Here is a 24,431-nt window from a genome sequence, read left to right as displayed (position 1 = left end):
TGACAAAGAAAACTGTTGAGAAAGAGGAAGACAAATGAACGCCAACAAACTGTGGGTGGCCTTGGCCGCAAGTGTGTTGTCGCTGGCTGCCAGCGCAACGGAATTCCGCTCGTCCGATATCCACCCGGACGACTATCCGACCGTGCAGGCGGTCAAGTTCATGGGGGAGCGCCTGAAGGCGCTGTCTGGCGGAAAGCACACCATTCGCGTCTACCCCAATGGGGCGCTGGGTGGTGAGAAGGAAACCATCGAGCAGGCCAAGATCGGGGCGCTCGCCATGGTGCGCGTGAACGTCGGCGCGATGAACAATGTCTGCGGCGAAACCATTGTGCCGACCATGCCGTTTCTCTTCCGCTCGGTGGAGCACATGCACAAGGTGCTTGACGGCCCGGTGGGCGAGGAGATTCTGAAGGCCTGCGAAAAGCAGGGCTTTGTCGGCCTGGGCTTTTACGACAGCGGCGCGCGCTCGATGTTCACCGCCAAGCGGCCGGTCAAGAGCCTGGCCGACATGAAGGGCATGAAGGTGCGCGTGCAGCAGTCCGACCTGTGGGTGAGCATGCTCGAAGCCATGGGCGCCAATGCCACGCCCATGCCGATGGGCGAGGTCTACACGGGCCTGAAGACCGGCCTGATCGATGCAGCCGAAAACAACTATCCGACCTATGAAAGCTCGCGTTCGTTCGAGGTGGCCAAGTACTTCACCAAGACCGAGCATTCGATGGCGCCCGAGATTCTGCTGTTCTCCAAGCGCACCTTCGACAAGCTCTCGCCCGAGGAGCAAGGCTGGATTCGCCAGGCTGCCAAGGAATCGGTGCCCTACATGCGCAAGCAGTGGGCCGAGCGCGAGGCCAAATCGCTGGCCATCGTGAAGGCTGGTGGCGCCGAGATTATCGAGATCGACAAGGCGCCGTTCCAGGCCGCGATGAAGCCGGTGTACGACAAGTTCATCACCGATGCCAAGCTCAAGGATCTGGTCAAGCGCACGCAGGAAACCCAATAAACAGCACAGCCACGGTTGCCTGGCTGGCGCAAGCCTCGTCAGGCGATTCGGTATCAAAAACAATAGCTGCTGGCGCTTGCTGTGCGGGTGCCGGGGTTTGATCTGGCCTGAAAACTATGTATACCAAAATTTGCAGCGCATTGTCCCGCTTGTGCATGTGGCTGGGGGTGCTGGGCCTGGTGCTCCTGATTGCTGCGGTGAGCTGGCAGGTGTTTGGCCGCTACGTGCTCAACAACACGCCGACCTGGGCCGAGAGCCTGTCGCTGCTGCTGGTGCTGTACGTCACCATGTTCGGCGTTGCCGTAGGCGTGCGCAACTCCGGCCATATCGGGCTGGAATCGTTTCTGGTGCTGGCGCCGGATTGGTTGCGCACCAAGATGGAATACCTGATCCACGCACTGGTGCTGCTGTTTGGCGCCTGCATGGCCTACAGCTGCGCGTCGCTGGCCGAATCGGTATGGGAGTACCGCCTGCCCACCCTGGGCATCTCCGAGGGCTGGAAATACATTCCAGCCGTCATTGCAGGCAGCCTGATCGTGCTGTTTTCCATTGAACACATCATTGCACTCGCGCAGGGCCGCGAAGTGGAAGCCAACTGAGCAGCCGAGGTCTCGCGATGACAACCCCCTTGTTGATTCTGTGCATCTCGTTTGCACTCCTGCTGCTGCTGGGCGTGCCCGTGGCGTTCTCGATTGGCCTGTCGGCGCTGGCCACACTGGCATATGAAGGCCTGCCGCTGGAAGTCGGCTTTCAGCAGATGACGGCGGGCATGAGCGTTTTCTCCTTCCTCGCCATTCCCTTCTTCATCTTTGCCGGTGAGCTGATGCTGTACGGCGGCATTGCAGACCGGATCGTCAACTTTGCCCGGGCGCTGATTGGCCACGTGCGCGGCGGCCTGGGCATGTCGAACGTGGTGGCCTGCACCCTGTTTGGCGGTGTCTCCGGTTCGCCAGTGGCCGATGTCTCGGCCATGGGCGCGGTAATGATTCCGATGATGAAGAAAGAGGGCTACCACGCGGACTACGCGGTGAATGTGACCACGCACGCCGCCCTGGTGGGCGCGCTCATGCCCACCAGCCACAACATCATCATCTATGCGCTGGCAGCGAGCGGCAAGGTATCGATTGCGGCGCTGATCCTTGCGGCCATCCTCCCAGCCGTGATCCTGACGCTGTCCAACCTGGCAGCGGCCTACTGGGTGGCGCGCAGGCGCGGTTACCCTGCGGGTACCTTTCCCGGCTGGCACATTGTGGCGCGCAGCTTTGCGGCGGCGCTGCCGGGCCTCTTGGTGGTGGTGCTGATCCTGGGCGGCATTCTGTCCGGCGTGTTTACCGCCACGGAATCGGCCGTGGTGGCCGTGCTGTATGCGCTGGCGCTGACGGTGCTGGTGTACCGTTCCATCAAGTGGGAACACTTTGTCAAGGCGGCTTCCAAGGCAGTGCGCAACACCGGCATCATCCTGCTGCTGATCGGCATCTCGAGCACCTTCGGCTACCTGATCAGCCTGTACGGTGTGGCCGAGCTGACGGGCCAGATGCTGTCTGAGATCACCACCACACCGTGGATGATCTTTCTGCTGATCAACGTCATCCTGTTCGTGCTGGGCACCTTTTTGGACATGGCTGCCACCATCTTGCTGTGCACGCCGATCTTCCTGCCGATTGCGCAGCACTACGGCATGAGTTCGGTGCAGTTCGGCATCGTGCTGCTCATCAACTGCGCGCTGGGCCTGAACACGCCGCCCGTGGGCACCACGCAGTTCGTCGGCTGCGCCATTGGCGGGGTTTCGGTCGGCACGGTGATGCGTACCATCTGGCCTTTCTATGGCGCGCTGATCTTCGCGCTGGCGCTGGTCACCTTCGTGCCTGCGTTCACCACCTGGCTGCCGGGCTTGTTCATGACCGTGAAGTGAGGGCGACGCGATGACCACCCAACCGCTCTACATCCGCATGCACCCGGCAGACAACGTGGCCATTGTCGCCAACGATGGCGGCCTGCCTGCGGGCACCGTGTTTGCCGACGGGCTGACGCTCGTGGACACGGTGCCGCAAGGCCACAAGGTGGCGCTGGCCGATCTGGCCGAAGGCGATGCCGTGCGCCGCTACAACGTGGTCATCGGCTACGCCAGCCGCGCCTTGCCGCGCGGCAGCTGGGTCAACGAGCAGACCCTGCGCATGCCCACCGCGCCCGAGCTGCATGGCCTGCCCATGGCAACGGTGAAGCCGCCTGCGCAGCCGCCCCTTGACGGTCATACCTTTGAAGGCTACGTCAACGCCGACGGCTCGGTGGGCACGCGCAATATTCTGGCAATCACCACCACGGTGCAATGCGTGTCGGGCGTGGTGGATGTGGCAGTGGCGCGCATCCGCAAGGAGCTGCTGCCCCTCTACCCGCATGTCGATGATGTGGTGGGCCTGGAGCACACCTACGGCTGCGGCGTGGCGATTGATGCGCCCGATGCGGTGATCCCGATCCGCACCCTGCGCAACATCAGCCACAACCCCAATTTTGGCGGCGAGGTGATGGTGGTGAGCCTGGGCTGCGAAAAGCTGCAGCCCGAGCGCCTGCTGCCGCTCGAAGCGCCGTTGTTGCCTTTGAAGCGCGAAGCGGTCGCACCCCCTGCGCCCGCCGCCAGCCTGGATGTGGTGTGCCTGCAGGCCGAAGAGCATGTGGGCTTCATGAGCATGATCGACTCCATCGTGCGCCAGGCCGACGTGCATCTGCGAAAGCTCAACCAGCGCCGCCGCCAGACCGTGCCCGCGAGCGCGCTGGTGGTGGGCGTGCAGTGCGGCGGCAGCGATGCCTTCAGCGGCGTCACGGCCAATCCGGCCGTGGGTTTTGCCACCGATCTTCTGGTGCGCGCTGGCGCGAGCGTGATGTTTTCGGAAGTGACCGAGGTGCGCGACGGCATTGACCAGCTGACTTCGCGCGCCCGCACGCCGGAGGTGGCACAGGCCATGGTGGAGCAGATGGCCTGGTACGACGCCTACCTGGCGCGCGGCAGTGCCGACCGCAGTGCCAATACCACGCCAGGCAACAAGAAAGGCGGCCTGTCCAACATCGTGGAAAAGGCCATGGGCTCCATCGTCAAATCAGGCTCGGCACCCATCGACGGTGTGCTGGCGCCCGGCGAAACGCTGCAGCAAAAGGGCTTGATCTATGCAGCCACGCCCGCGTCCGACTTCATCTGCGGCACCTTGCAACTGGCAGCAGGCATGAACCTGCACATCTTCACCACGGGTCGCGGCACGCCATACGGACTGGCGGAGTGCCCGGTGATCAAGGTGGCCACGCGCAGCGATCTGGCGCGCCGCTGGCACGATCTGATGGATGTGAATGCGGGTCGCATTGCCGATGGTGAGGCCAGCATCGAAGACCTGGGCTGGGAGCTGTTTCACCTGATGCTGGATGTGGCCAGCGGCAGGAAAAAAACCTGGGCCGAGCACTGGAAGCTGCACAACGCACTTGTGCTGTTCAACCCCGCGCCGGTGACCTGAGCGCATATTTTGAAGAGCCATTCCAACCCGCAGCAAGACGGGTGCGTCCCCCTTTTTGAACCACCCGATTGGAGACAGACATGCAACGCCGTCAACTGTTGAAAGCCGCTGCCGCGCCCCTGGCACTGGCCTGCCTGCCCGCCGCTGTGCGTGCGCAGGGCAATTGGCCCAAGGGCAAACCCATTACCTACATGGTGCCGTTTGCCACCGGGGGCACTACCGATACGTTGGGCCGCCTGATTGCGCAGCAACTGGGCCCGGCGCTGGGCACCACGGTGGTGATCGAGAACAAGGGCGGGGCGGGCGGCAGTGTGGGCTCGGAACTGGCGGCGCGCGCCCAGCCCGATGGGTTCACCATTCTGGGCGGCACCATCAGCTCGCACGCCATCAACATCAGCCTCTACCCCAAACTGGGGTACGACCCGGTCAAATCATTCACTCCCATCAGCTTGATCGGAACCAATCCGCTCGTGCTGGTGGTGGCGGCCAACAGCCCCTACAAGAGTCTGAAGGACGTGCTGGAGGCATCGAAGAAAAGGCAGGGCGGTCTGTCTTCCGCATCGGCAGGTACCGGCACTTCACAGCACCTGGCGCTGGAGATGCTGGGCTGGAAATCGGGCGTCAAGTTCACCCATGTGCCTTACAAGGGCAGCGGCCCGGCGATCCAGGATGTGATGGGCGGGCAGGTGGACATGATGTTCGACACCACGGTGGTGGCTGCGCCGCACATCCAAAGCGGCAAGCTGCGTGCGCTGGCGGTGACGTCGAAGCAGCGGCTCGATGCGCTCAAGGACGTGCCCACGGTGGCCGAGTCGGGCATCAATGGACTGGGTGATTTCGAGGTGACTTCGTGGCAGGCGATTTTTGCGCCGACCGGCACACCCGATGCCATCGTGCAGCGGCTGCACCAGGAGATTGCCCGGATCATCGCCACGCCCGACATGCAGGCGCGGCTCAAATCCATGGGCATGGATGCCTCGGCGATGAGCACCGCGCAGGTGGCAGATTTTCAGAAGGCGGAAGTTGCCAAATGGGCGGCAGTGATCAAGGAGGCGAATGTGAAAGTGGACGGCTGATCCGGTTGTCCATGCATTCGCCGGCTTGGCGCGATCTTCGCGCCGCCTGATCTGGCGCAGGCGCTGCCGCTATCCCTATTTCTTCCACTTGGCGCGCAGCTCGGCGCAATGGTCCTTGGCGGCAATGGCGGGGGTGTAATGCACCGAGTCCCGGTCGGCTTGCGGAGCTTGCTCCGCATCGCCTGCCTGCCCGATGGCCACCACTGAGCGCAATCCCGGCGGCAACCAGCTGGGCACGCCGATGCTGCGCAGCACATGGCCGCGTCCGGCAATCAGGATCACCGTCTTGCCTGCCCGCACCTGTTGCTGCGCCGCGCGGGCCATGCTCGCATCCTTGGCGAGTTGTATGCGTGCCATGGGCGCCAACTGCGCATCGGGCAGCAGGCCACAGTGGCCGTCGCGGATGGCATCCAACTGGCGCTGCCAGCCGGGTTGCGGCAAGTGGGTGTCCCATTGCGGCTGTTGCATCACCTCGCGCATCTTTGCGCGTGGCAGGTTGCCGCCAACCACCGGCACACCGGCCTGCACAGCGGTCATCACGACGGGGCCATAGCTCTTCCACGGCCAGCCTGCATCATTCCAGGCCAGGGCTTTCTGCACTTCGGCTTCGCTTGCCGATGCGGGCAGGCCCTGCGTGCTGTTGCCTGCATCGGCCATCTCCAGAACCACGGCGGCCAGACGGCCTTGCGCAGCCCATTGCGCCACGGTATCGCGCTGCCACTGCTGGTGTTCCGGGGCATCGTGCTGTTCGCCGAGCAACAGCACATCTGGCGGGTGTTGCAGTAGCAGCTGGCGCTTCCAGTCTCCCAGCGGAGTGGCGGGGGGCGAAGCGCTGCTGGCGCAGCCAGCCAGCATGAAAACGAGCGAGCCAGCGGCCAGGAGGGCAGGCGGGAGTGTCTTGGTTTTCCACATGGTGCGCATGCTAGCGGCGCGGGCATGCACTTTCAGCGCGTCGGCCTATTGGAGGGCTGCGGCGCCAGCCAGTCCATGGCTTTGCAGGCAGTCCACACACTGCGGCAGGGGTGCATTGATTCAAGAATTTGATTAGAATGCGAATTATTCTCATTAATATTTATAACATCAATGGCTTCCTCATTTCCGATTGCCAGCCGCACACGTCTGGCCGTGCATTCTGCGGCCGCGATAGTCGCGCTGTCCGCGGGTTCGGCCGCGATAGCGCAGGAGCCGTCTGCAGCAACACCTGCGGAGGCTACCTTGCCGACAGTGCGGGTCAACGCATCCACAGAGGCCGAGACGGCGACTTCGTCCGTGATCGGCTACCGGGCCTGGAATGCTGCCACCGCCACCAAGACCGACACGCCATTGGCCGAAACGCCGCAGTCCGTCACGGTGGTGACGCGCGACCAGATGCTCGATCAGGGTGCCACCAACCTGCAGGATGCGCTGACCTACGCCGCGGGCGTGCGCTCCGACGCCTATGGCATCGACTCACGCACCGACAGCTTTCTGATCCGGGGCAGCGAGCCGTCGCTGTACCTGGATGGGCTGCAGATGTATTCCTCCGGCTGGTACACGGCCACCGCGCGGCCCGATCCGTATACGCTGGAGCGGGTGGAAGTGCTGCGCGGGCCAGCGGGCATGCTGTTCGGTGCCGGCACGGCGGCTGGCGTGGTCAATATGGTCAGCAAGCGCCCGCAGGCAGAGGCTGCGCGCGAAGTGGGCGTGCAATTTGGCTCGTTCGGCCGCAAGCAGATTCAGGCGGATCTGACCGGCCCGCTCAGTGCCGATGGTGCCTGGTCGTACCGCCTGGTTGCGCTGCAGCGCAAGTCAGACACCCAGGTGGACTATGTGCCCGATGATCGCTCGCTGCTGGCGCCTTCGCTCACCTGGCGGCCAAGCGCTGCCACATCGCTTACGCTGCAGGGCCTGTGGCAGAAGGACAAGACCGGCAGCACCGCGCAGTTCCTGCCCTGGCAGGGCACCTTCCTGCCCAACGTCAATGGCCAGCTGCCCAGCAGCCGTTTCATCGGAGAGCCGGGCGATGGCTACGACACCACGCGCAAGACCTTCGGCTGGCAGTTCGAGCACCGCTTCAATGACCAGTGGAGCTATCGCCAGAACGCCCGCACTGCGCGCACCTTCAACGATTCGCACTACCACTACGCCGACTCCTTCGCGCTGCCCGGTGGCTGGAAGGAGGACCCGGCGGGCCAGCGCCTGCTGGGGCGCTACAACGACAAATCGTTGGCATGGACCCGCATGAACGCCATCGACAACCATGTCGAAGGCCATTTCGGCACGGGTGCAGTGCAGCACACCCTGCTGGTGGGGGCGGAATACTCGCGCCAGCGCCAGGACAAGCGCGAAGGCTCCGCCTACAGCACCATCGACGCCTACAACCCGGTCTACGGCGTTGGCTATGTGCCGGTAACCGAGCTGACCGACCGGCCGCGCACCACGCAGCGCAATGCGGGCATCTACCTGCAGGACCAGATGAAGTGGAACCAGTGGATCTTCGTGGCCGGTCTGCGCCATGACCGCAGCACCAGCGGCTCAGAAGGCAGCGCATCGGAGACCACCACTGCCAACAGCCGCCGCCTGGGCGTGATGTACGCGCTGCCCTCGGGCTGGTCGCCATACCTGAGCTACACCGAATCGTTCACGCCGCAGGCGGGCACCGATGTGGCGGGCAGCCTGTTCAAGCCGCTGCGCGGCGAGCAGGTGGAGGCTGGCGTCAAGTACCAGCCCGAGGGCTCGGCCACCAGTTTCACCGCGTCGGTCTACTCGCTCAAGGAAAAGAACCGCATTGTTGCCGACGCCACCAACCCCAACTATGGCCGGCAAGTTGACGCAACCCGGAACAAGGGGCTGGAGTTGGAGATCAAGACCACGCTGGCCAAGTCCGTCGACCTGATCGCCAACTACAACTACACCAATGTGGACCGCAAGCTCACCGACATGCCGCGCAACCAGGCATCGGTGTGGGGCAAGTACCGCTTCGCCATTGCCGGGGTGACGGGCTTTTCGGCAGGCGCGGGCGTGCGCTATCTGAGCGGCTTCCAGGACATCGATGGGGCAGCTCGCGGCCCCCGCATGCCCTCTGTGACCTTGCTTGACTTGATGGTGGCCTACGATTCGGAACACTGGCGCTACGCGCTCAACGTCAACAACGCAACGGACAAGGCCTATTTCAGCACCTGCCTCGCCCGTGGTGACTGCTGGTGGGGCGCGCGGCGCAGCGTGGTGGCCAGCGCCACCTACAGGTTCTGATCCATGCAGAGCCGAACGATCAAGACCTGGGCATGGCTGCACAAGTGGAGCAGCCTTGTCTGCACCGTCTTCATGCTGCTGCTGTGCCTGACCGGCCTGCCGCTGATCTTTCACCACGAGATCGGCCACCTGCTGGGCACCGAGGTGGAGACCCCCAAGATGGCGCCGGGCACGCCGCACGCCAGCCTGGACAAGGTGCTGGAAGTGGCGCGCGCCCAGCACCCCGACCGTGTGGTGCAGTTCGCCTCCAAGGATGCGGACGACGACAACCTCTGGTTCATCACCCTGACGCCCACGCCGGAGCCTACGGAGGACTTCCGCTCGGTGGCCGTCGATGCGCGCACGGCCCAGGTGCTGGCGCAGCCGCGCTTTGACGAAGGCTTCATGTACGTGATGTTCAAGCTGCATGTCGACCTGTTCGCTGGCCTGCCGGGCAAGCTGTTTCTGGGTTTCATGGGCCTGCTGCTTCTGGTGGCTATCGTCAGCGGCGTGGTGCTGTACGCCCCCTTCATGCGCAAGCTCGATTTCGGCACGGTGCGGCGCGACAGGCGCACGCGCCTCAAGTGGCTCGATCTGCACAACCTGCTGGGCATTGTCACGCTGGTGTGGCTTTTCGTGGTGGGTGCCACGGGCATGATCAACACCTGGGCGGATCTGGTCATCAAGTACTGGCAGTACGACCAGCTCAGCGCGCTCATGGTGCCCTACCAGGGCCAGTCCACTGTGCCGGTGGCCGAGCGCGGCTCGGTGCAGCGCTCGATGGAAGTGGCGCAGGCCCAGGCGCCGCAGACCAAGCTTTCCTTCATTGCCTTCCCCGGCACGGCCTTCTCCAGCCCGCACCACACCACTTTCTTTCTCAAGGGCAATGAACCCTTCACATCCAAGCTGCTGCAGCCGGTGCTGGTGGATGCCAGGACGACCGAAGTGACGGCGGCGCCCCAACTGCCCTGGTATCTGACAGCGCTGCTGGTATCGCAGCCGCTGCACTTTGGTGACTACGGCGGCATGCCCATGCAGATCCTCTGGGCGCTGCTCGACATCGCCACCATCATCGTGCTGGGCAGCGGCCTGTACCTGTGGCTCAGAAAGGGCAACACCGCCCCCGAGCGAAAGGCAGAGAGCGCCACCGAGGCAAATGGGGCGACGCCAGCCCTGGCAACGCTGAAAAAATCGCTGGAGACTTCGCCATGAAGCCGCACCACCCCTTCTGGGCGCTGTGGGGCTGGCCCCTCGCCATGGGCCTGCTCACCTGCATCGGACTGGTATCTGCGCTGTTCAGCGACGGCGGCCTTGGCGACATGCTGGCGTGGCTCACGCTGGGCATTCCGGCGGCCACGTGCATCTGGTTTGGCTGGCTGCGGCGAGGCAGCTGATGTGCCTTCCATAAAAAAATGCACCTCAAGGGGTGCATTTTTTATAGCTGTGCGCGCTTTTTAAACAAAGGCTTCAGATTGAAAGTAACCTGAAACCATTGATGAGCAAGCGCGACCCGCTGCCGTTTTTTACTTGGCTGCGGCCTTCACCTTCAGGCGCCAGGCGTGCAGCAGCGGCTCGGTATAGCCAGAAGGCTGTTCCTTGCCCTTGAACACCAGGTCCAGCGCGGCCTGGAAGGCAGCGCCCTGCGGGTTGGCTGCGAGGCTCTTGTAGGCGGCGTCGCCTGCGTTCTGCTCGTCCACCACCTTGGCCATGCGGGCAAAGCTGTCGCGCACCATGGCTTCGGTCACCACGCCGTGCTGCAGCCAGTTGGCAATGTGCTGGCTCGAGATGCGCAGTGTGGCGCGGTCTTCCATCAGGCCCACGTTGTGGATGTCGGGCACCTTGGAGCAGCCCACGCCCTGGTCGACCCAGCGCACCACATAGCCCAGGATGCCCTGCACGTTGTTGTCCACTTCCTGCTGCTTCTCGGCATCGCTCCAGCTCGGGTTGCTGGAGACGGGCACCTGCAGGATGGCGCCCAGCAGGTTGTCGCGCTCGCCGTCGGCATTGGTCTTTTCCAGTTCTTTCTGCACGTCGGCCACGTTGACCTGGTGGTAGTGCAGGGCGTGCAGCGTGGCGCCGGTAGGTGAAGGGACCCAGGCGGTGTTGGCGCCGGCCTTGGGCTGGGCGATCTTCTGCTCCAGCATGGCTTTCATCAGGTCGGGCATGGCCCACATGCCCTTGCCGATCTGGGCGCGGCCACGCAGGCCCAGGCCCAGGCCCACCAGCACGTTGTTCTTTTCATAGGCAGGCAGCCAGGCGCTGGCCTTCATGTCGGCCTTGCGCACCATGGGGCCCGCATACATGGCGGTGTGCATTTCGTCGCCGGTGCGGTCCAGGAAGCCGGTGTTGATGAAGGCCACGCGTGCAGGAGCCGCGGCAATGGCGGCCTTCAGGTTCACCGTGGTGCGGCGCTCTTCGTCCATGATGCCCAGCTTGACGGTGTTCTCGGGCAGGCCCAGCAGTTTCTCGACGCGGCCGAACAGCTCGTTGGCAAAACCGGCTTCGGCAGGGCCGTGCATCTTGGGCTTGACGATATAGACGGAGCCGGTGCGGCTGTTCCTGATGCCATTGGCGCCATTGCCCTTGAGGTCATGAATGGCGATGGCGGTGGTCACCACGGCGTCCATGATGCCTTCGGGGATTTCCTTCTTGTCTGCGCCCCACAGGATGGCCGGGTTGGTCATCAGATGGCCCACATTGCGCACGAACATCAGCGAGCGGCCATGGAGCTTGACGGGCTTGCCATCGGCACCGGTGTACTGGCGGTCGGCATTCAGGCCACGGGTCACGGTCTTGCCACCCTTGTCAAAGGATTCGGTCAGCGTGCCCTTGAGGATGCCCAGCCAGTTGGCGTAGCCGTTGATCTTGTCTTCGGCATCGACGGCGGCCACGGAGTCCTCCAGATCGAGAATGGTGGAGAGCGCGGCTTCCACCACCACGTCGGACACGCCGGCTGCATCAGTCTGGCCGATGGGGGTGGACTTGTTGATGATGATGTCAATGTGAATGCCGTTGTTCTTCAGCAGCACAGACGTGGGAGCTGCGGCGTCGCCCTGGAAGCCCACGAACTTGTCATCGTCCTTCAGGCCCGTCTTGCTGCCGTCCTTGAGCGTGACCGACAGCTTGCCACCTTCAACGGCGTAAGCCGTCGAATCCTTGTGCAAGCCCGATGCGAGAGGTGCGGCCTGGTCGAGGAAATCGCGCGCGAACGCGATCACCTTGGCGCCGCGCACCGGGTTGTAGCCCTTGCCCTTTTCGGCGCCGCCTTCTTCGCCGATCACATCGGTGCCATACAGCGCGTCGTACAGCGAGCCCCAGCGGGCGTTGGCGGCGTTGAGGGCGTAGCGGGCGTTGAGGATCGGCACCACCAACTGTGGGCCAGCCTGGATGGCCAACTCGGCGTCCACATTCTCGGTCGTGGCTTTCGCGCCCTGGGGTTGCGGCACCAGGTAGCCGATCGTCTCCAGAAACTTGCGGTAGCCCTGCATGTCCGTGATGGGGCCGGGATTGGCCTTGTGCCAGGTGTCCAGTTCGGACTGCAGGCGGTCACGTTCGGCCAGCAGGGCGGCATTCTTGGGGGCCAGGTCCGCCACGATGGCGTCGAAGCCTTGCCAGAAAGCGGTCTGGTCCACGCCGGTGCCAGGCAACACATCCTGGTTGATGAAGTTGTACAGCTCGGTGGCCACTTGCAGGCCGTGGATGGTGGTGCGATCGGTCATGGTCTCTACCTCGGTCAATGTCTCTGAGCAAACGGTACCTGTCGGCACCCTGTCAGACCACTGTATTGCATACCTGCGTAGTGATCAATCCACAAAAAAAGCGTAGATACATGACTTTTTAGTGCGTAATCACCCGTTCGCGGTCATAAGCAGATCTGTACTGGTGATCAGTTCTGATCATGAAGAGGAATAAAAAGTCAGTTTTTGGGGGCAGATACGCAAGTTGTATCGCAAATGAAACAGCCGAGGAAAACGCGATAAATCCTATAAATGCAATGATTTTGCTTGGATTATTGCTATGAAAATTGAAAACTCACAGTGCGAGAAGCGAAGAGTCAACTGCAAAACAATGTGTTTGTTGATACAGATCAGAAATGATCAGATATGATCACTTTCATTGAGTCTCAGTAATTTTTCACAGAGTTCGCTCATCCCACAGGAGAAAAAAACATGGCAAATCTGAACGATAGCTTGAACGATCTGATGTCCCTCGACGGCGCCATGTGTGCTGCCGTGGTGGATTACAACAGCGGCATGATGCTGGCAAGCGCCGGCTCTGGCGTTGACATGGAACTGGCTGCTGCTGGCAACACCGAAGTGGTGCGCGCCAAGATGAAGACCATGAAGGCTCTGGGCCTGAACGAGAACATCGACGACATCCTGATCACCCTGGGCAAGCAGTACCACATCATTCGTCCCGCAGCCAAGCTGGCTGGCATCTTTGTGTACTACGTGCTGGACAACAAGCGCGCCAACCTGGCGCTTGCTCGCCGCAAGGTCTCCGATGTGGAAGGCGCAATGACCATGTAATGGCCTGGGTATTCCCATCATTGCGACAACGGGCCTTCGGGCCCGTTTTTTTTTCCTCCGATGCTGCCCGCTGGGGCGATTTCGTGGGGTGATTGTTTCTGGATGCGGGTGTTGTGCCGGCGGTCATAACATCTGCTTGCATGTGGGCGCCATAGGGCCTTGCGTAAATCGTCGTAAATAACACACGCTTTGTTACGATTGCGAGAATCAATCCTGCACCGATGAAATAGGGGTCCGGTGCGTGGCCCGATTTGTCCGTCTGCTATCAAATTCGGTAGCATTGGAGCCGTAAGCGCAGAGTTGCCGAATGCAAAACATTTTCAATGATTGATCTTGTCAGAAGTGACTCAATAGAATCACTAACACCTTAACCGGGTGATGAAACTGATCTACGTCAAACAAAGTGGGGAAACCATGGCAAATCTGAACGACAGCTTGAATGATCTGATGACGATGGACGGCGCCATGTGTGCCGCCGTGGTGGATTACAACAGCGGCATGATGCTGGGCAGCATCGGTACCGGTGTGGATCTGGAACTGGCTGCCGCCGGTAACACTGAGGTGGTGCGCGCCAAGATGAAGACGATGAAGGCCCTGGGCCTGAACGACAACATCGAGGACATTCTGATCACGCTGGGCAAGCAGTACCACTTGATCCGTCCATCGCAGCGTCTGTCGGGCATCTTTGTGTACTACGTGCTGGACAACGCCCGCGCCAATCTGGCCCTGGCTCGTCGCAAGGTGGCAGATGTGGAAAGCAAGATGACCATGTAATCGGTCAACTGTCCGGGTTGCGCCGGGTCAGTAAAAGCGAGCCATGGGCTCGCTTTTCTTTTTGGAGATTGCTTAATTTTAAGAGCTGTATGTGCTGAAAAGACGGGCGTTGCAGGCTGTTGCGCGAAAATCCCCAGGTGTTGTGATGACCGTGGTGACCCTGTCACGCCGCCACAAGCGGCGCGCGAAACTGGTAGCCCACCTTTTGCTGGGATTGGAGGGGTACGGCCAGCGGGGTGACTTTTTCGATACGGCGGCGCAGGCGGTAGATGGTGGCGTGTAGGCTGTTGTCCGAGTCGGCGGCGCTGCTGTGGCCCAGCAGGTCGCGGATCTGATCGCGGCTCACCACTTCGCCCTGGGCTTGCAGAAAGCATTCCATCAGCAGCAGGTCCGTCGGGCTCAGTTCCACAATCTGGCCGTCAGGTGCGGTGAGCACGCTGCGGCGGCTGTCGAGCTTCCAGGCGGTGGCGGTCTTGGCCGTGGTCATGATACGGCGATGCACGGCGCGGATAGCCAGTTCCACCTGCTCGAAGGTGACTGGCTTGGTCAGGTACATGTCGGCGCCCGCGTTGATGACTTCGGCAAACACCTCTGGCCCCAGGCGCCCCGAGACAATCAGCACTCCGGCCTGCGTGCGCTTGCGCAGAATGCGGATGAGCTCGGCACCATCCACGCCGGGCAGCATCAGGTCCAGCACATAGAAATCGAAACGGTAGGGTTCGATGTCGGCCAGCAGGTCGCTGCTGTCGCCATAGGCCTGAACCCTCACACCCTGGTTGCGCAGGTGCTGGGCGAGGAATTCGCAATATTCGGTGTCGTCGTCGACCAGGGCGAGCGTGGCAGGGAGCATGGTGTCTTCAGTGGTGGGAGAGTTTAGTCGTCCAGACCTTGGGGCAATTCCAGCCGCATGATGGTGCCATGCGGTTCGTGCGGCAAGGCTTGCACCGTGCCCTGGTGCAATTGCACCACAGAGCGCACAATGAACAAACCCAGTCCGGCGCCGGCGCGGTGGCGGTGCTCTGCACCGCGCGAGCCTTTCTCGAACAGGCGCGGACGCAGTTCTTCGGAAATTCCCGGCCCCTCGTCGATCACTTCGATGATCAGCGCCAGCGGATCGTCCGATTCGGCAATGCGCAGCCGCACAGGCGTGTCGGCAGGCGCGTAGTTGAGCGCATTGTTCAAGAGGTTGCGGATGGTCAGCCGCATCAGGGCCGGGTGCAGCTGCACCGTGCGCGCATCGGCGTCCCACACCACCTGGATGCGCGGGCGGTTGTCTGCCGCGATGTCGTGCAGCACCAGGTTGATGAGGGTGGGCAGATCGGTGTCGGTGGACGCGCCGGCCTTGCCGCCCACGGCCAAAATGGTGCCGGCCGCCAACGTGTTGTCCAGGGTGCCGATGACCTGCTGCAGCACATGCTCGGCCCGCAGCAAGGCCTTGCTGGCCGGGGTGGCCTGTTCCAGATGCAGGTCGGCAATGGCCTTCATCGTGGCCTGCATGGCGGCTGATGCGTTGTTGAGCGGCTGGCGGATCTCATGCGAGAGAAGCTGGAGCATGTCGCTGTGCTCGGCCAGCATGGCGGTGCGCCAGTCCAGCAGGGTGCGCAGCTTGAGCAGTTCGCCCTTTTCCTCGGTGCGCTCCTGCTCGGTGGACGACAGTGCGGCCAGTTGCGCATGCAGCAGGGCCTCCTCGGCGCGGGCGCGGTATTCGGCAGTGCAGTCCTGCATGAGCATCAGCACGCCATCGGCGGTCTTGGGGCTGGCCTTGCCCTGCCAGATATAGGGCGACAAGCTGATGCGGCGCCAGGCGGTGGCGCCGTGGGCATCGGTCTTGCTCGCGTCAAACTGCTGGCGCTGGCCGAGGGCTGCGGCCTGCAGCGTATCGCGGTGGGCGTCCAGAAAGGTGGCGGGCAAGGCCTCCGTCAGCAGCTGGCCGGCCACGCCGGTGCTGGGAATGCCGAACCACTCACACCACTGGGGCGTAGCCAGGCGCAGGCGCTGGTCATGCCCCCAGTAGGCCATGGCAACCGGGCTGTTGCCAAACAGGCGCAGCAGTTGCGCGGGGGCAAACCACAGGGCATCGGCATTGGTGTTCAAGGTGGCGCTGGAGCTGGCGGACATGGTGATTGAAAGCGAGGGCGCAACAGCGCAGCTGGATGGACGTACAAAGTCGCCGCGCAGGCTGGTGCGGTTTGGAGCCCCGATGATAATAGGCAGACCGGGGGCGCGTTGCCATGGTTGGCACGGCCCGGGCCAATCTTGCTATGGATCGTCTCAAGCAGCTCGAATCATTTGTCGCCATTGCTACGCGCGGCAGCCTCACCGCCGCCGCCAAGGCCGAAGGCGTGGCACCCGCCATCATGGGTCGTCGTCTCGATGCGCTGGAGGAGCGCCTGGGCGTCAAGCTGCTGGTGCGCACCACGCGCAAGCTCACCCTCACGCATGAGGGCATCGCCTTTCTGGAAGACTGCCAGCGCCTGCTCACCGATCTGGCCAATGTTGAGGCCAGCGTGAGCGCGGGCGGCGTCAAGGCCACCGGGCATTTGCGGGTCACGGCCCCGGCGGGCTTTGGCCGCCGCCATGTGGCGCCGCTCTTGCCGCTCTACCATGCCCGCCACCCCGAGGTAACGGCCTCGCTCAACCTGAGCGATCGCCTGGTGGATCTGGCTGGCGAAGGCTATGACTGTGCGATCCGCGTTGGCGACCTGCCCGATTCATCTCTGGTGAGCGTGCGTGTGGCCGACAACCGGCGCCTGTGCGTGGCCACGCCCGAGTACCTGCGCCGCCGTGGCACGCCCCGCCATCCGAGCGATCTGGCCCAGCACGACTGCCTGACCCTGTCGAGCGAGGCCTCGCAGACGCGGGGCTGGGCATTTCGCATGCCGGTCGATGGTGGCACGAGCGAAGTGGTGCATTTCAAGCCGGGCGGGCCGCTGGATTGCTCCGATGGTCAGGTGCTGCACGACTGGTGCCTGCAGGGCTGGGGCATTGCATGGCGCAGCACCTGGGAGGTGGAGGCCGAGATTGCCGCAGGTCGCCTGGTGCCGGTGCTGGAGGAGTTTGCCGCGCCGCCCAATGGTATCTATGTGGTTTTTCAGCAGCGCAAGCACCTGGCGCTGCGCGTGCGCCTGTGGATCGATTTCGTCAAACACCACTACGAGCAAGCCGATTTCTGGAAAAACGGAGTATCACGATGACTTTGGAAGCTTTTCTGGCCTGTATCCACCTGCTGGCCTTGCTCACGATGGTGGTTTTTCTCTCCAGCGAGGCGGCGCTGTGCCGTACCGAGTGGATGAATGCTGCCGTCGTGCAACGCCTGGCGCGGCTGGACATGATCTTCGGCATTGCCGCCGTCGCTGTGCTGGCTACCGGGCTGATGCGCGTCTTCCTGGGTGCCAAGGGCGCGGGCTGGTATGTGTCGCAGCCGCTGTTCCATTTGAAGATGGCCTTGTTCATCACCGGGGCGCTGCTCTCTTTCAAGCCGACAGTCGTGTTCCGGCGCTGGTTACGCCAATTGCGCGACAATGGCAGCTTGCCTGCGGCGGCCGAGGTGCAGTCCACCCGCAAATGGATCATGTGGCAGGCCCACCTGATTCCCGTGATCGCCGCAGTGGCCGTGTTTTATGCCCGGGGTTGGTAGCCCAGCTGGCTGCCAGCCTCCCAAGAATTTCTAAATATGTTGCAAGTCAAAAAGGATTTGCTCGCAGCCCTGGCTGGCGAGCTGGATAAATTGTCGCCCGGCGCGGGCGAGCGCGCCGCGTTCGAGACACCCAAGGTGGCTGCCCATGGCGACTATGCCGTGACCGCTGCCATGCAGCTGGCCAAGCCGCTCAAGGCCAACCCGCGCGCGCTGGGCGAGCAATTGAAGGCAGCGCTGGAGGCGACTGCGCCCTTCCAGCAATGGGTGGATGCGGTGGAAATCGCCGGCCCCGGCTTCTTGAACCTGCGCCTCAAGCCCGCTGCCAAGCAGCAGATCGTGCGCGAAGTGCTTGCGCAGGGCGACCACTTCGGCTATCAGGCCGACCGGGGCGAGAACGTTCTCGTCGAGTTCGTCTCGGCCAACCCCACTGGTCCGCTGCACGTGGGCCATGGCCGCCAGGCCGCCATTGGTGACGCCATCAGCAACCTGTATTCCACCCAGGGCTGGAAGGTGCACCGCGAGTTTTATTACAACGACGCTGGCGTGCAGATCGACACGCTCACCAAGAGCACGCAGCTGCGCGCCAAGGGCTTCAAGCCAGGCGACGAATGCTGGCCGACCGATGCCGAGAACCCGCTGGCCAAGAACTTCTACAACGGTGACTACATTGCCGAGATCGCCCAGGCCTTCCTGAACAAGGAAACCGTCAAGGCCGACGACCGCGAATTCACCGCGAACGGCGACGTCGAAGACTACGACAACATCCGCAACTTTGCCGTGGCCTACCTGCGCAACGAGCAGGACAAGGACCTGCAGGCCTTCAACCTCAAGTTCGACGAGTACTACCTGGAGTCGAGCCTGTACACCAATGGCTATGTGGAGGACACCGTCAAGCGCCTGATCGACAGCGGCTATACCTACGAGCAGGACGGGGCGCTGTGGCTCAAATCCACCGAGTTTGGTGACGACAAGGACCGAGTGATGCGCAAGTCCGACGGCAACTACACCTATTTCCTGCCCGATGTGGCCTACCACATCCAGAAATTCAAGCGTGGCTACGGCAAGGTGGTGAACATCCAGGGCACCGACCACCATGGCACCATCGCCCGTGTGCGCGCCGGCCTGCAGGCAGCCAATGTCGGCATTCCCCAGGGCTACCCCGATTACGTGCTGCACACCATGGTGCGCGTGGTGCGCAACGGCGAAGAAGTCAAGATCAGCAAGCGCGCGGGCAGCTACGTCACCCTGCGCGACCTGATCGAGTGGACCAGCAAGGACGCGGTGCGCTTCTTCCTGCTCTCGCGCAAGCCCGACACCGAATACACCTTCGACGTCGATCTGGCCGTGGCCCAGAACAACGACAACCCCGTCTACTACGTGCAGTACGCCCATGCGCGCATCTGCTCGGTGCTGCGCGCGTGGCAGGAGTCTGGCGCGGCGGCTGCGGCACTCCAGGGCGTGGATCTGTCGGCCCTGCAGGGCCCGCAGGCCCAGGCGCTGATGCAACTGCTCGCCAAGTACCCCGAGATGCTGACGGCCGCCGCTGACGGCAACGCGCCACACGATGTTACGTTCTACCTGCGTGATCTGGCTGCCAGCTACCACAGCTACTATGATGCTGAACGCATTCTGGTGGACGATGAGCCCGTCAAGCTGGCCCGCCTGGCGCTGGTGGCTGCCACGGCGCAGGTGTTGCGCAATGGCCTTGCAGTGCTGGGCGTGGGTGCGCCAGAACGCATGTGATTTTGCGAACAAAGGTAAAAACTGCAATGCGACGACATCAACGTGGTGGAACGATTCTGGGCCTGATTCTGGGGCTGCTGATTGGCGTAGGCGCGGCCCTGGCCGTGGCTGTCTATGTGACCAACGTACCGGTGCCGTTTGTCAACAAAGGCAATGTGCGCGGAGAAGCCAAGGACAAGGCCGAGGCCGAGCGCAACCAGAACTGGGATCCGAACTCGCCGCTGTACGGCAAGAACCCGGCCAGAAATCCCGCGCCCGCAGCCCCTGCGGCGCAGGGCGTGGTTGTGCCGGAGCCGCCCAAGACGGTGACGGAAAACACCAAGCCGCCTGCCGACACCAAACCGCCCAAGCCCGAAGTGGTGCTGCCCGACAGCAAGACGACTACCGCCGATGGCAAGCCTGCGGACAAGCCCGCAGACAAGACCCAGGTGGCCAAGCTCGACCCCAAGGCCGGGCAGGCCGCTGATCCGCTGGGCGATCTGGCCAAATCGCGTGGTTCAGATGGCTCGGATGGTTTCCAGTACTTCGTCCAGGCAGGGGCTTTCCGCACCCAGTCCGACGGTGACGCCCAGCGCGCCAAGCTGGCCATGATGGGCTGGGAAGCCCGCGTGACCGAGCGCGAAGTCAATGGCCGCACGGTCTACCGTGTGCGCGTGGGCCCCTTCAACAAGCGTGACGATGCGGATGGCCTCAAAGGTAAACTGGACGGCGCTGGCGTCGACGCGCAAATTGTGCGCGTGCAGCGTTGAACTTTTTCGAACCACAGCGACTCCTACCTCGCAACCTGCTACTGGAGATAACAAAACATGAAACGTCGTGCGTTTTCCGCCACCGCTGCCTCGGCAGTGGCCGCCTCTGCCATCAGCCTGCCTTTTGCCACTGGCGCACAAGCCCAGGCCAAGTTCAAGGAAGGCAAGGACTACCTCAAGCTGGCCAAGCCCGTGAACCCCGATGCGCCGGCCGGCAAGGTCGACGTGATTGAGTTCTTCTGGTACAGCTGCCCGCACTGCAACGCATTTGAGCCCCAGTTTGAAGCCTGGGCCAAGACGGCGCCCAAGAACCTGCAGGTGCGCCGCGTGCCCGTCGCGTTCAACAACACCTTCATTCCTCAGCAAAAGATCTACTACACGCTGGAAACCATGGGCCTGATCCCTGACGTGCATGTCAAGGTTTTCCGCGCCATCCACGTGGAGCGCCAGCGCCTGAACAAGGACGACGAAATCTTCGCCTGGATGGAGAAGAACGGCGTCGACATCAAGAAGTTCAAGGACATCTACAACTCATTCTCGGTCACCAACCAGGTGCGCAAGGCGACGCAGTTGCAGGAATCCTATGGCGTGGAAGGCGTGCCAGCCATGGGCGTGGCAGGCAAGTACTACACCGACGGAACGCGCGCAGGCTCGATGACCAATGTGCTGCAGGTGGTGGAATTCCTGGCAACCCAGGGCTGATCCGAACCGAATACGGATATCGCGCAGAATCGCACCGCCAAGCCCGCAACATGCGGGCTTTTTTCATCGCTGGTGGTGGTGGCCTGAAAGGCACCCATGTCGCCAAAGGCGGCAGGCTGGCACGGCCAAGCGAAAAACCATTGCCTGCCGCAAGCGCGCGGATCGGGGTGGCAATTGTGCAGGCTTTCCGGACATTCCGGCGCCTCTGCATCGCAGGGAACGTGGGTGATTTCCGCAGCGCTGGCAGCAGGCCCCTCAGCATGGCTACAATGGGTAAGAGCAAGATTCATGCCTTATGAGACCTAGTATTTTTTCCACCCTGTTGATGGCGGCTGTGCTGGCGCTGCCATTGCTGTCGCACGCCGAGCGCGCCGACCGCACCAAGCCCATGAACATCGAGGCGGACAACGGTACGCACGATGAGCTCAAGCAGACCAGCGTCTTCACCGGCAATGTCGTGGTGACCAAGGGCACCATCATCATCCGTGGCGCCCAACTGACCGTCAGCCAGGACCGTGATGGTTACCAGCACGGTGTGGTGACGGCGGCGCCCGGCAAGCTGGCGTTCTTCCGCCAGAAGCGCGACACCGCACCCGGCGCACCGTCCGAGTTTGTCGAAGGCGAAGGCGAAGTCATCACCTACAACGGCCGGGACGACACCGTGCACTTCGAGCGCCGGGGCGAGCTGCGCCGCTACCGTGAAACCACCCTGACCGACCAGGTCAGCGGCTCGGTCATCGTCTACAACAACCTGACCGACACCTTTACCGTGAATGGTCAGAAGGGCGAGCAGACGGCGGAGACCAAGCCCGGAGCGCCCAAGAATGGGCGCGTACGCGTGATCCTGACGCCCAAGGCCGATGAAAAGGCCGATGCGAAAGCGGACGCAGGCAAGCCCAAGCCCGCTCCCGACGACAAGGAAAAGCTGCGCCCCAGCACCCAACTCAATGACGGAGCCAAGTGACCGTGGCTGAAACTTCGTCGGGAATCTCGGTCAACGCCAAGGCGGCAGCCAGCGATCATCGCAGCCAGCTCGAAGTGCTGCACCTCGAAAAATCCTACGGCAGCCGCAAGGTGGTCAAGGATGTGTCGCTCTCCGTGCGCAAGGGCGAGGTCGTCGGCCTGCTCGGCCCCAATGGCGCAGGCAAAACCACCTCGTTCTACATGATCGTTGGCCTAGTGCGCAGCGATGGCGGTGACATCCGCATCGACGGCCACTCGGTGGCCAACATGCCGATCCACCAGCGCTCGCAGTTGGGCCTGTCGTATCTGCCGCAGGAAGCATCGATCTTCCGCAAGCTGAGCGTGCAGGACAATGTGCGCGCCGTGCTGGAGCTGCAAAAAGGCCCCAATGGCAAGCCCTTGCCGCGCGATGAGGTGGAGCGCCAACTGACGGCGCTTTTGCAGGAGCTGCGCGTAGAGCACCTGCGCGAGTCGCCGGCGGTTGCGCTGTCGGGCGGCGAGCGCCGCCGTGTCGAGATTGCGCGGGCGCTTGCCACGCAGCCCCGTTTCATTCTGCTGGACGAGCCGTTTGCGGGCATTGACCCGATTGCGGTGATCGAGATCCAGCGTATCGTCGCTTTTTTGAGAGACCGTGGCATCGGCGTGCTGATTACCGACCACAACGTGCGCGAAACCCTGGGCATTTGCGACCACGCCTGCATCATCAGTGATGGCAAGGTGCTGGCAGCCGGGACGCCGCAAGAGATTGTGGAAAACGCCGATGTGAGGAGGGTGTACCTGGGTGAGCATTTCCGCATGTGATGCACGGCGAGTCAGCAGGCAGCGCGCTGTTGGCGCGGTGGCTGGCTGGCCACGCAACCATTTCGTAGCAAGCGCATACATTGCAGTGATTGCAGTGCCAAGGGGTTGGCGATGATGCCCTCGCTGTCACTGCGCGTCTCGCAGAACCTCACGCTCACGCCGCAGTTGCAGCAGTCCATCCGGCTTCTGCAACTGTCCACGCAGGAGCTGTCGCAGGAAGTGGAGCAGATGCTCGACGAAAATCCGTTTCTGGAGCGGGATGCGGAGGAGGCTGCTGCAGAGCCGGACGCCGCAGCGGCGCCTGCCGATGCGACGGGCACCAGTGCAGATGGGGGTGATGATCGCGCGGAAAATACTTCTGAAAAGATAGCTGCTTCCGCAGACACAGTCAGTGCAGAAGCTGATTTCGAGCCCGATTTTTCTTCCGGCGAAACCCTGGACTTTGCCGCTGGCAAGGAAACCGGCGCCGACGCCGAAGCCGCTGCGGGCGACTCTGCCTCCGACTGGGAAGAGTGGGGCGGCGATGTGCCAGCCCGCGCCAGCGCTGCCGACGACGAAGACGAAACGCCCGCATCAGACCGCAGCTCGGTCCACATCAGCCTGCAGGACGTGCTGCACCGCCAGGCGCTGTCGCTGCGGCTGTGCCCGGAAGACCGTGCCGCGCTGTACTTTCTGATCGAATCGCTGAACGACGACGGCTACCTGGAAGAGACCCTGGCCGAGCTGGCACAGAGCTTTGGCGATGCCTCCGATCCGGATGCCTATGACGCGCTGCTGCACCACCTGACCGTGGCGCTGCGCCTGCTGCAAAGCCTGGAGCCGGTGGGCGTGGGCGCCCGCACCCTGGCCGAATGCCTGGCGCTGCAGATCAAGGCCCGCCAGCGCCTGCTGGATGAAGAAGGCTCTGCCCACCCCGAGGCCGATGCGCTCGCCCTGGAGACCGCGCTGCTCGTATGCCAGGAATCGCTCGATCTGCTGGCGCGCCGGGATGTGCGCAAGCTCATGCAACTGACCGGCTGCAACGAAGCCGCCGTGCGCAGCGCGCTGGCGGTGATTGCAAAGCTGGAGCCACGGCCGGGCCGCCCCTATGCGGACGTTGACCGCAACGCCATCATCCCCGACATCATCGTGCGCCCCAGCAGCGAGCGCGGCCTGCCCGTGCCGGGTTTCAGCGTGCAGCTCAATGCCGAAGTGATGCCGCGCCTGCGTGTGCAGGAGGTGTACGCCAATGCCCTGCGCAGCCACAAGGGCAGCGAAGGCCATGGTGCGCTGCAGCAGCGCCTGCAGGAGGCGCGCTGGTTCATCAAGAACATCCAGCAGCGTTTCGACACCATCTTGCGGGTGTCGCAGGCCATTGTGGAGCGCCAGCGCAACTTCTTTGTGCATGGCGAGCTGGCCATGCGCCCCATGGTGTTGCGCGAGATTGCCGATGAGCTGGGCCTGCACGAATCCACCATCAGCCGCGTGACCACGGCCAAGTACATGGCAACGCCACAGGGCACGGTTGAGCTCAAGTACTTCTTTGGCTCGGGCCTGGGCACCGAAACCGGGGGCAGCGCCTCCAGCACGGCGGTGAAGGCGCTGATCAAGCAGCTGCTGGACGAGGAAAACCCGAAAAAACCGCTGTCCGATGCCAAGATCGCCGATCTGCTGCAGGAGCAGGGCATCGAGTGCGCGCGCCGTACGGTCGCCAAGTACCGCGAAGCCTTGCGCATTCCGGCGGCCAGCCTGCGCAAGACCTTGTAGATTG

At 62.9% G+C, this 24,431-nt stretch carries 22 protein-coding genes; 18 read left to right on the top strand and 4 right to left on the bottom strand.

Annotated features, from left to right (window positions below; translation table 11 throughout):
• The first annotated feature begins 34 nt into the window (after positions 1-34).
• The 5 genes from ACH2DG_RS07495 to ACH2DG_RS07475 all read left to right on the top strand — a co-directional run bounded on the left by ACH2DG_RS07495 (position 35) and on the right by ACH2DG_RS07475 (position 5,573).
• Positions 35-1,000, top strand: a complete 966-nt coding sequence (locus ACH2DG_RS07495; RefSeq protein ID WP_395025183.1) for a TRAP transporter substrate-binding protein — start codon at positions 35-37, stop codon at positions 998-1,000.
• Between the two features lie 116 nt (positions 1,001-1,116).
• The gene (locus ACH2DG_RS07490; RefSeq protein WP_395025181.1) at positions 1,117-1,599 is read left to right on the top strand and encodes a TRAP transporter small permease; all 483 of its coding nucleotides are present in this window, start codon (positions 1,117-1,119) and stop codon (positions 1,597-1,599) included.
• 17 nt (positions 1,600-1,616) lie between these two features.
• Positions 1,617-2,912 (top strand): TRAP transporter large permease, encoded by a 1,296-nt coding sequence (locus ACH2DG_RS07485; RefSeq protein WP_224153072.1) that lies wholly within the window; start codon positions 1,617-1,619, stop codon positions 2,910-2,912.
• 10 nt (positions 2,913-2,922) lie between these two features.
• Positions 2,923-4,497: a galactarate dehydratase gene (gene garD, locus ACH2DG_RS07480; protein WP_395025179.1), complete on the top strand. Its 1,575-nt coding sequence runs from the start codon at positions 2,923-2,925 to the stop codon at positions 4,495-4,497.
• An 80-nt stretch (positions 4,498-4,577) separates the two neighbouring features.
• Positions 4,578-5,573 (top strand): Bug family tripartite tricarboxylate transporter substrate binding protein, encoded by a 996-nt coding sequence (locus tag ACH2DG_RS07475; RefSeq protein ID WP_395025178.1) that lies wholly within the window; start codon positions 4,578-4,580, stop codon positions 5,571-5,573.
• Between the two features lie 75 nt (positions 5,574-5,648).
• Here the strand turns inward: ACH2DG_RS07475 and ACH2DG_RS07470 are convergent, their stop codons facing one another.
• On the bottom strand, positions 5,649-6,485 hold the full coding sequence (locus tag ACH2DG_RS07470) for a ChaN family lipoprotein (protein WP_395025176.1): 837 nt from the start codon (positions 6,483-6,485) through the stop codon (positions 5,649-5,651).
• 171 nt (positions 6,486-6,656) lie between these two features.
• On the opposite strand from ACH2DG_RS07470, the gene ACH2DG_RS07465 reads away from it, so the two are divergent.
• From ACH2DG_RS07465 to ACH2DG_RS07455, 3 genes are read left to right on the top strand one after another with little or no spacing between them, the layout of a single operon-like run.
• Entirely contained in the window at positions 6,657-8,804 is a 2,148-nt protein-coding gene (locus ACH2DG_RS07465) for a TonB-dependent siderophore receptor (protein WP_395025174.1), read from the top strand.
• A gap of 3 nt (positions 8,805-8,807) precedes the next feature.
• Entirely contained in the window at positions 8,808-9,995 is a 1,188-nt protein-coding gene (locus ACH2DG_RS07460) for a PepSY-associated TM helix domain-containing protein (protein ID WP_395025172.1), read from the top strand.
• Complete coding sequence (locus ACH2DG_RS07455) at positions 9,992-10,177, top strand: hypothetical protein (protein WP_395025171.1); 186 nt, start codon at positions 9,992-9,994, stop codon at positions 10,175-10,177. Before ACH2DG_RS07460 ends, ACH2DG_RS07455 begins: the two co-directional genes overlap by 4 nt.
• 129 nt (positions 10,178-10,306) lie before the next feature.
• Here ACH2DG_RS07455 and ACH2DG_RS07450 read toward each other — a convergent pair whose 3' ends face one another.
• Entirely contained in the window at positions 10,307-12,502 is a 2,196-nt protein-coding gene (locus tag ACH2DG_RS07450) for a malate synthase G (RefSeq protein ID WP_395025169.1), read from the bottom strand.
• 450 nt (positions 12,503-12,952) lie between these two features.
• On the opposite strand from ACH2DG_RS07450, the gene ACH2DG_RS07445 reads away from it, so the two are divergent.
• Together ACH2DG_RS07445 and ACH2DG_RS07440 are read left to right on the top strand one after the other, a co-directional pair.
• Positions 12,953-13,312 carry a hypothetical protein gene (locus ACH2DG_RS07445; RefSeq protein WP_395025167.1) on the top strand — a complete coding sequence of 120 codons (360 nt, stop codon included), beginning with the start codon at positions 12,953-12,955 and terminating at the stop codon, positions 13,310-13,312.
• A 414-nt stretch (positions 13,313-13,726) separates the two neighbouring features.
• Positions 13,727-14,086 carry a hypothetical protein gene (locus tag ACH2DG_RS07440; protein ID WP_224153082.1) on the top strand — a complete coding sequence of 120 codons (360 nt, stop codon included), beginning with the start codon at positions 13,727-13,729 and terminating at the stop codon, positions 14,084-14,086.
• A gap of 163 nt (positions 14,087-14,249) precedes the next feature.
• Here ACH2DG_RS07440 and ACH2DG_RS07435 read toward each other — a convergent pair whose 3' ends face one another.
• Both ACH2DG_RS07435 and ACH2DG_RS07430 read right to left on the bottom strand, forming a co-directional pair.
• Complete coding sequence (locus tag ACH2DG_RS07435; protein ID WP_395025166.1) at positions 14,250-14,936, bottom strand: response regulator transcription factor; 687 nt, start codon at positions 14,934-14,936, stop codon at positions 14,250-14,252.
• Positions 14,937-14,959: 23 nt separating this feature from the next.
• Positions 14,960-16,204, bottom strand: coding sequence for an ATP-binding protein (locus tag ACH2DG_RS07430; RefSeq protein ID WP_395025164.1), 1,245 nt, complete (start codon positions 16,202-16,204; stop codon positions 14,960-14,962).
• Positions 16,205-16,347: 143 nt separating this feature from the next.
• Between ACH2DG_RS07430 and ACH2DG_RS07425 the strand changes: the two genes are divergently transcribed.
• The 8 genes from ACH2DG_RS07425 (at position 16,348) to rpoN (ending at position 24,427) form a co-directional block, all read left to right on the top strand.
• Positions 16,348-17,280, top strand: coding sequence for a LysR family transcriptional regulator (locus tag ACH2DG_RS07425; RefSeq protein WP_395025162.1), 933 nt, complete (start codon positions 16,348-16,350; stop codon positions 17,278-17,280).
• Positions 17,277-17,723, top strand: a complete 447-nt coding sequence (locus ACH2DG_RS07420) for a DUF2214 family protein (protein ID WP_395025160.1) — start codon at positions 17,277-17,279, stop codon at positions 17,721-17,723. The genes ACH2DG_RS07425 and ACH2DG_RS07420 overlap by 4 nt, the downstream gene beginning before the upstream one ends.
• A gap of 36 nt (positions 17,724-17,759) precedes the next feature.
• Positions 17,760-19,466, top strand: coding sequence for an arginine--tRNA ligase (gene argS, locus ACH2DG_RS07415; protein ID WP_395025159.1), 1,707 nt, complete (start codon positions 17,760-17,762; stop codon positions 19,464-19,466).
• 26 nt (positions 19,467-19,492) lie between these two features.
• Positions 19,493-20,215 carry an SPOR domain-containing protein gene (locus tag ACH2DG_RS07410; protein WP_395025157.1) on the top strand — a complete coding sequence of 241 codons (723 nt, stop codon included), beginning with the start codon at positions 19,493-19,495 and terminating at the stop codon, positions 20,213-20,215.
• 57 nt (positions 20,216-20,272) lie between these two features.
• A complete protein-coding gene (locus tag ACH2DG_RS07405) occupies positions 20,273-20,917 on the top strand; it encodes a thiol:disulfide interchange protein DsbA/DsbL (RefSeq protein ID WP_224153089.1) in 645 nt (214 codons plus the stop codon).
• Between the two features lie 295 nt (positions 20,918-21,212).
• Positions 21,213-21,881, top strand: coding sequence for a lipopolysaccharide transport periplasmic protein LptA (gene lptA, locus ACH2DG_RS07400; protein WP_395025155.1), 669 nt, complete (start codon positions 21,213-21,215; stop codon positions 21,879-21,881).
• A 23-nt stretch (positions 21,882-21,904) separates the two neighbouring features.
• Positions 21,905-22,681: an LPS export ABC transporter ATP-binding protein gene (gene lptB / locus ACH2DG_RS07395; RefSeq protein ID WP_377779608.1), complete on the top strand. Its 777-nt coding sequence runs from the start codon at positions 21,905-21,907 to the stop codon at positions 22,679-22,681.
• Positions 22,682-22,792: 111 nt separating this feature from the next.
• A complete protein-coding gene (gene rpoN, locus ACH2DG_RS07390) occupies positions 22,793-24,427 on the top strand; it encodes an RNA polymerase factor sigma-54 (RefSeq protein ID WP_395025153.1) in 1,635 nt (544 codons plus the stop codon).
• The last annotated feature ends 4 nt before the right edge of the window (positions 24,428-24,431 follow it).

Source organism: Comamonas odontotermitis (assembly GCF_040396735.1).
Taxonomy (GTDB): domain Bacteria; phylum Pseudomonadota; class Gammaproteobacteria; order Burkholderiales; family Burkholderiaceae_C; genus Comamonas; species Comamonas odontotermitis_C.
This window is presented reverse-complemented; position numbering and strand designations above follow the sequence as displayed.

Coding starts and splice junctions, on each gene's coding strand:
- ACH2DG_RS07495 (WP_395025183.1), top strand. CDS start 35: ATGAACGCCAACAAACTGTGGGTGGCCTTGGCCGCAAGTGTGTTGTCG.
- ACH2DG_RS07490 (WP_395025181.1), top strand. CDS start 1,117: ATGTATACCAAAATTTGCAGCGCATTGTCCCGCTTGTGCATGTGGCTG.
- ACH2DG_RS07485 (WP_224153072.1), top strand. CDS start 1,617: ATGACAACCCCCTTGTTGATTCTGTGCATCTCGTTTGCACTCCTGCTG.
- garD (WP_395025179.1), top strand. CDS start 2,923: ATGACCACCCAACCGCTCTACATCCGCATGCACCCGGCAGACAACGTG.
- ACH2DG_RS07475 (WP_395025178.1), top strand. CDS start 4,578: ATGCAACGCCGTCAACTGTTGAAAGCCGCTGCCGCGCCCCTGGCACTG.
- ACH2DG_RS07470 (WP_395025176.1), bottom strand. CDS start 6,485: ATGTGGAAAACCAAGACACTCCCGCCTGCCCTCCTGGCCGCTGGCTCG.
- ACH2DG_RS07465 (WP_395025174.1), top strand. CDS start 6,657: ATGGCTTCCTCATTTCCGATTGCCAGCCGCACACGTCTGGCCGTGCAT.
- ACH2DG_RS07460 (WP_395025172.1), top strand. CDS start 8,808: ATGCAGAGCCGAACGATCAAGACCTGGGCATGGCTGCACAAGTGGAGC.
- ACH2DG_RS07455 (WP_395025171.1), top strand. CDS start 9,992: ATGAAGCCGCACCACCCCTTCTGGGCGCTGTGGGGCTGGCCCCTCGCC.
- ACH2DG_RS07450 (WP_395025169.1), bottom strand. CDS start 12,502: ATGACCGATCGCACCACCATCCACGGCCTGCAAGTGGCCACCGAGCTG.
- ACH2DG_RS07445 (WP_395025167.1), top strand. CDS start 12,953: ATGGCAAATCTGAACGATAGCTTGAACGATCTGATGTCCCTCGACGGC.
- ACH2DG_RS07440 (WP_224153082.1), top strand. CDS start 13,727: ATGGCAAATCTGAACGACAGCTTGAATGATCTGATGACGATGGACGGC.
- ACH2DG_RS07435 (WP_395025166.1), bottom strand. CDS start 14,936: ATGCTCCCTGCCACGCTCGCCCTGGTCGACGACGACACCGAATATTGC.
- ACH2DG_RS07430 (WP_395025164.1), bottom strand. CDS start 16,204: ATGTCCGCCAGCTCCAGCGCCACCTTGAACACCAATGCCGATGCCCTG.
- ACH2DG_RS07425 (WP_395025162.1), top strand. CDS start 16,348: ATGGATCGTCTCAAGCAGCTCGAATCATTTGTCGCCATTGCTACGCGC.
- ACH2DG_RS07420 (WP_395025160.1), top strand. CDS start 17,277: ATGACTTTGGAAGCTTTTCTGGCCTGTATCCACCTGCTGGCCTTGCTC.
- argS (WP_395025159.1), top strand. CDS start 17,760: ATGTTGCAAGTCAAAAAGGATTTGCTCGCAGCCCTGGCTGGCGAGCTG.
- ACH2DG_RS07410 (WP_395025157.1), top strand. CDS start 19,493: ATGCGACGACATCAACGTGGTGGAACGATTCTGGGCCTGATTCTGGGG.
- ACH2DG_RS07405 (WP_224153089.1), top strand. CDS start 20,273: ATGAAACGTCGTGCGTTTTCCGCCACCGCTGCCTCGGCAGTGGCCGCC.
- lptA (WP_395025155.1), top strand. CDS start 21,213: ATGAGACCTAGTATTTTTTCCACCCTGTTGATGGCGGCTGTGCTGGCG.
- rpoN (WP_395025153.1), top strand. CDS start 22,793: ATGATGCCCTCGCTGTCACTGCGCGTCTCGCAGAACCTCACGCTCACG.